The 406-nt window shown below is 50.0% G+C and carries 1 protein-coding gene; it reads right to left on the bottom strand.

The features are described from left to right. On the bottom strand, positions 1-406 hold a 406-nt coding region (locus NE664_14925; protein MCQ4727929.1), incomplete at both ends, for a carbohydrate ABC transporter permease.

The raw sequence follows: 406 nt of genomic DNA, 5'->3' as shown, positions 1-406 counted from the left end.
ATTGAGCATAAAGGGAATAATCAGGCCGATCAGCCTGTCATGCCATCCCAGCTTTGCCACCATAATATAAAGCGGAGTAAGCAGCACCTGAAACGGAATCATCAGCGTTACCAGCACACAGTTAAACGCGATTCCTCTTCCCGGAAAACGCAGCTTCGCCAAAGCGTATCCCGCCAGGAGCGCCGTCGTAAGCTGGCTCAAAAGGGTCACACCTGCCACCACGAGAGTATTGATAAACCATGTAAAAATGGGGCGGTTGACGAAAAGCTCCACGTAATTATCCAGAGTGAACTCCGAAGGCGGCACCAGCGTATTGACCTTATCCAGAGGCAGCAGGGAATTATAGAGCGCATACATCAGGGGACAGATAAAAACCAGCGCCAGAAGAACCAGCAGAATGTAAAAG

Origin of the sequence: Anaerotignum faecicola (assembly GCA_024460105.1) — a bacterium.
Taxonomy (GTDB): domain Bacteria; phylum Bacillota; class Clostridia; order Lachnospirales; family Anaerotignaceae; genus JANFXS01.
The sequence above is the reverse complement of the archived record's forward strand: the minus strand, read 5'-3'. Positions and strand labels throughout refer to the sequence as shown.